Annotated in this window: 4 protein-coding genes; 2 read left to right on the top strand and 2 right to left on the bottom strand. The window is 42.4% G+C overall.

What is annotated here, in order from left to right; all coding sequences use genetic code 11:
* A partial coding sequence (locus KTR06_RS24120; protein WP_217290881.1) for an ABC transporter permease occupies positions 1-2,216 on the bottom strand: 2,216 nt, incomplete at its 3' end.
* Positions 2,217-2,230: 14 nt separating this feature from the next.
* Positions 2,231-2,905 (bottom strand): ABC transporter ATP-binding protein, encoded by a 675-nt coding sequence (locus tag KTR06_RS24125; RefSeq protein ID WP_087318724.1) that lies wholly within the window; start codon positions 2,903-2,905, stop codon positions 2,231-2,233.
* Between the two features lie 301 nt (positions 2,906-3,206).
* Here KTR06_RS24125 and KTR06_RS24130 point away from each other — a divergent pair, with 301 nt between their 5' ends.
* On the top strand, positions 3,207-4,010 hold the full coding sequence (locus KTR06_RS24130; RefSeq protein WP_087321174.1) for a metallophosphoesterase: 804 nt from the start codon (positions 3,207-3,209) through the stop codon (positions 4,008-4,010).
* Complete coding sequence (locus KTR06_RS24135; RefSeq protein ID WP_074909294.1) at positions 3,991-4,794, top strand: hypothetical protein; 804 nt, start codon at positions 3,991-3,993, stop codon at positions 4,792-4,794. The genes KTR06_RS24130 and KTR06_RS24135 overlap by 20 nt, the downstream gene beginning before the upstream one ends.
* The last annotated feature ends 80 nt before the right edge of the window (positions 4,795-4,874 follow it).

The raw sequence follows: 4,874 nt of genomic DNA on the forward strand, positions 1-4,874 counted from the left end.
GCAAAAAGCAATGGATTCAAATCAATCTGCTCGGCAAATTGGTCGAGCCATGCCTGTCCTGCAAAATAAGAAACGGTAGTGCCTACTAGGATAGAAATCACTGAAACGTATAAAATGTCACGTGTCAGTAATCCGAGGATATGAGATGCTTCGGCTCCATTCACTTTCCGGATAGCTATCTCTTTGCTCCGGCGCTGGGTTTCATCGTTCACATAGCCAATCAATCCCATGATAACGATCAGCAGGATAAAGGCGGAAGTGATCCAGACGGAATTGCGGAAGCGGTATACGTCTTTATAGATATTTTTCACCATTTGATCCACCAGGATAAAACGCAAGGATATATTCGGATAGGTGTTTTCTACAAACTCGTTCAGACGTTTCAGATTCTCGTTATATGGTTCTTTCAAGCGGACATCAAATGCGTGGTTGGCATTTTCATCTCCAATTAGGACAATAGGAGATTGCGCCCCATAAAAGCTGTTATTGCGAATGTCACGAAATACACCTACAATCGTTCCTTGAATGTCATTCACTGTTTTACCTACTGCTCCGTCGGTCCATTTCATCAGACGCACCAGTTCTTCGTTTACCAATAAGTCGTTCTGCTTTTTCAGCGTAGTGCCTTCTATAATCTTAATACCCATTACTTCAGGATAGTTGTAATGGCAGGAATTGTAATTTAGGGTAGCAATCCGCTTACCGTCATTTCCCATCAGTCCGCGTGTCCAGTACTCTCCCAACACCCCATTCACGGCAACGGTCACTCCTTCTACCATCGGCTGGCGGTTCAAATCGTCTTTGATATGCTCTACCGATTCTTTAGGCAACCATGTCTGCGCTTGAGCTAATCCGGGCACGACGATACCCATATCACGGCTCATCAGATGACTGTACTGCAACAGAGTGACCAGCAACAATCCCAAGACGAAAGAAACTCCTGTAAACTGCACAAACAATAACGAACGTTTCCATCCTTTCTTCCCATCTGTATACCGGCGGAATACTTGCGTGACAGGGATACGGGAGAATAATCGTCCCGGTATGCCACCTGCCAGTATAAAGAGAACAAGGATAGTGAGCAACGGTACCCACAACGTTTCCCAAGTGAAAAGTGAAGAAAGACGGACGGAAAGTAAATCTTCAATCAGACCACGCGCATTGATTATCAGTAAGAAACTAAGCAATACGGAAAGAATGACAAGGATTCCCGTCTCTGCCATAAACATTCTGAAAATATGGGTGGAACTGGCTCCATTGCACTTATGTACTCCCACTCCTTTTGCACGACGGCTTAAAGTAGCAATGGATATCAGCATATAGTTCATGATAGCCACAAAGAAGATAGCAAAGCCCAAAAATCCGTAAATGACCAAACGCTTTTGTACATCGGGAGAAGCCAGATGACGTTTCACCAATGGAATGGCGCTAAATTCAATTTTCCAGCCATCAAACTCTAATGCGGTATATTTACCGATCACCCGCTGAATGTCAGCATTCACTTTGTCAATGTCCGAAGCATGGCGCAAACGAAGGAAAGCATAAAAGACATCATTTCCTCTCCAGCTGGCTCCTGCATGATACCCTCCATTCTGATGAACAGATATCACGAAATCATGGGTGAGCATCGTGTTTTCCGGTACATCTTTGTAGATCCCACGTATGGTCAGTGTGTTTTGTTTTTCAACAGAAAGCACTTTACCAACAGGGCTTTCATCTCCAAACGTCTCACGGGCAAAATGCTCCGAAACAAAAACGCTTCCGGGCATAATCATATCTTTGGGATTGCCTTCCAACACCGGTATGCCGAAAGTCTGAAAGAAACAAGTATCCGCAAAGATGTAATCTGCATCAGGCAACAGTTTATCTTCATAATAAATATTGTCACTCCCTATCCAAAGAACACTACTGGCAACTTCTATTTCCTTCGGCATCTCTTCTGCCAAAGTAGGTGCCACCACATCGAAAACAGTATAGTCATAACCGATCTCTCCATCATCACCTGCGGTTTCGCCTGTACTAAGATTAGTCATCTGACAACGTACGAGTGCCAGGCGTTCCGCCTCCGGATAGCATTTCTCATAGCTTAGTTCGAAGGCTATCTGCGAAAAAAGCAGAATACCGATAGTAAGCCCTAAAGAAAGGGAAATGATTCGTATGATATTCGATCCGCGTTCACGCAATAAGGTACGTATAGTATAATAGATTTGTCTCATGGTTGGTTCTCTGTTTATGCCTTTACACTTGCTACAATACTTCCATCGAATAAATGTACGGTACGATGTGCAAAACTGGCATCGTGCTGTGAGTGGGTCACCATGATAATGGTTGTCCCCTCTCTATTCAGTTCCGTCAACAGATTCATCACTTCCGCTCCGTTTTTTGAGTCAAGGTTACCCGTAGGCTCATCGGCAAGGATGAGTTGAGGATTGGTAACAACCGCGCGGGCTATCGCCACCCGTTGTTGTTGTCCGCCGGAAAGCTGTTGAGGAAAATGTTTAGCACGGTGGTTGATATTCATTCTTTTTAGAATGTCTTCTACCATTCGGCGACGTTCGGAAGATTTAAGACCTAAATAAGTAAGCGGAAGTTCCACATTCTCGTAGACGTTCAATTCGTCCATAAGGTTGAAGCTCTGGAATACAAAGCCCAGTTTGCCTTTACGGACACGGGTACGTTCCTTTTCTTTCAGGCCGGCTACTTCTTCTCCCATCAGCAGGTAAGAGCCTTCAGTGGGGTTATCTAATAGGCCGAGGATGTTTAATAAGGTGGATTTCCCACAGCCAGACGGTCCCATGATAGCAACAAATTCTCCTTCTTTTACTTCAAGGTTTACATGATTTAATGCGACTGTCTCCACTTCGGTAGTACGGAATACTTTACTAATATTTTCAATCTGTATCATCTTGTTTATTTATGATGTTGTTCTATATAAATTTATTTCCAGTTTTACTATTGACGTTTTTAGTCATGCAGAAAGTATGCCAAACAAGAATAGCTATTCATTTTCAATCATTTACCTTTTCTTAGTTTCCCAAGCATTGTCTAATAATTAGACAGGACCGTCTAATTATTAGACAAATCGATACTGTTCCATATCTCCCATTTATTGTTCAAAGAGTCCTATTTGCCTGTTAGCCGATTGTCCATCCAAATAGAAAACTTTATCTTTGCATTTAGTTTTCTAGACTATAAACAAAATAATTATGATGAGAAAGAGTGTATATGTATTCTTATCGTGCTTTTTACTTTCCGGATGCGGCATGATAGATTACCATCCATACGACGTCCGTATCAGCGGCGAAACAGAGGTCAACGCACATAATATCGAAAGAATAGAGGCAAACTGCCAAGGTAAAACGACCATACGCTTTGTGACTATGGGCGACTCACAACGATGGTACGATGAAACGGAAGATTTCGTGAAAGAGATTAATAAACGGAATGATATCGACTTCGTTATTCACGGAGGGGATATGAGTGACTTCGGACTAACCAAAGAGTTTCTCTGGCAAAGGGATATCATGAACGGACTTAACGTGCCTTATGTAGTCCTTATCGGCAACCATGATTGTTTGGGGACGGGAGCAGAAACATACAAGGCGGTATTCGGTCCCACCAACTTTTCTTTCATCGCAGGTAATGTGAAATTTGTCTGCCTGAACACCAATGCGCTGGAGTATGACTACTCTGAACCTGTGCCGAACTTTACCTTTATGGAACAAGAGATTACGAGCAGGCTGGACGAGTTTGAAAAGACTGTCATTAGTATGCACGCACGCCCTTACACGGATGTATTCAACGATAATGTGGCTAAAGTATTTCAACATTATATCAGACAATACCCGGGAATACAAGTTTGCACTGCTGCTCACACACACCATTATCAAGACGATGTGATCTTTGATGATGGAATACATTATGTTACCAGTGATTGTATGGATTACCGTACTTATCTGGTATTTACAATAACCCCGGAAAAATATGAATATGAACTGGTTAAATACTAACTATATCTTGCGCGCAGGAGTATTATCCGTACTTCTGTTACTTCCCGGTCTGATTTCAGCTACTTGTAAAGCAGATACAATCATCAACTCGTACAAGGCTGATTCACTCCGTTTCATTATCAAAGATGATTCAATTATCACTTTTCGCACAGGAGATTCTATATTTACGATCATCAGAGCGGACTCTGTATTGCCGGTTACACCGAAGCAGGTGAAACACAGTCGTTACGATAACCGGATTCACCGTTTCCGCAGTCACTGGGAACGGATTATCCCGACGCACTCCAAAATACAGTATGCCGGAAACATGGGATTGCTTTCTTTCGGTACGGGATGGGATTACGGGAAACATAATCAGTGGGAAACGGATATATTGCTCGGATTTATACCGAAATATTCGTCAAAGAAGGCCAAAGTAACCATGACGCTCAAGCAGAACTATATGCCCTGGAGCATTAATATCGGAAAGGGCTTCTCTACGGAACCTCTTACCTGCGGGCTTTATGTGAATACCGTGTTTGGCGACCAGTTTTGGGTGAATGAGCCGGAACGTTATCCGAAAGGTTACTATGGTTTCTCCAGCAAAGTACGTTTTCATGTTTTCATGGGACAACGGTTGACATACGATATTGATCCGCAACGTAGATTTTTAGCCAAGTCGGTGACTTTTTTCTATGAAATAAGTACGTGCGACCTGTATGTTATCAGTGCAGTAAACAATAGCTATCTCCGTCCCCGTGATTATCTTAGTTTATCATTCGGATTGAAGTTCCAGTGGTTATAAAAGAATTTATGATTTATGAATTATGATTTATAACTCACTTTTTCGTAAGTTTGCGCTTTACAAACTTAAACGAAAATGAG

This window comes from Bacteroides sp. MSK.20.12, from assembly GCF_019052435.1.
GTDB lineage: Bacteria > Bacteroidota > Bacteroidia > Bacteroidales > Bacteroidaceae > Bacteroides > Bacteroides xylanisolvens.

Bases quoted from the DNA above. Each gene is read 5' to 3' on its own strand.
- KTR06_RS24125 (WP_087318724.1), bottom strand. From the start codon at position 2,905: ATGATACAGATTGAAAATATTAGTAAAGTATTCCGTACTACCGAAGTG.
- KTR06_RS24130 (WP_087321174.1), top strand. From the start codon at position 3,207: ATGATGAGAAAGAGTGTATATGTATTCTTATCGTGCTTTTTACTTTCC.
- KTR06_RS24135 (WP_074909294.1), top strand. From the start codon at position 3,991: ATGAACTGGTTAAATACTAACTATATCTTGCGCGCAGGAGTATTATCC.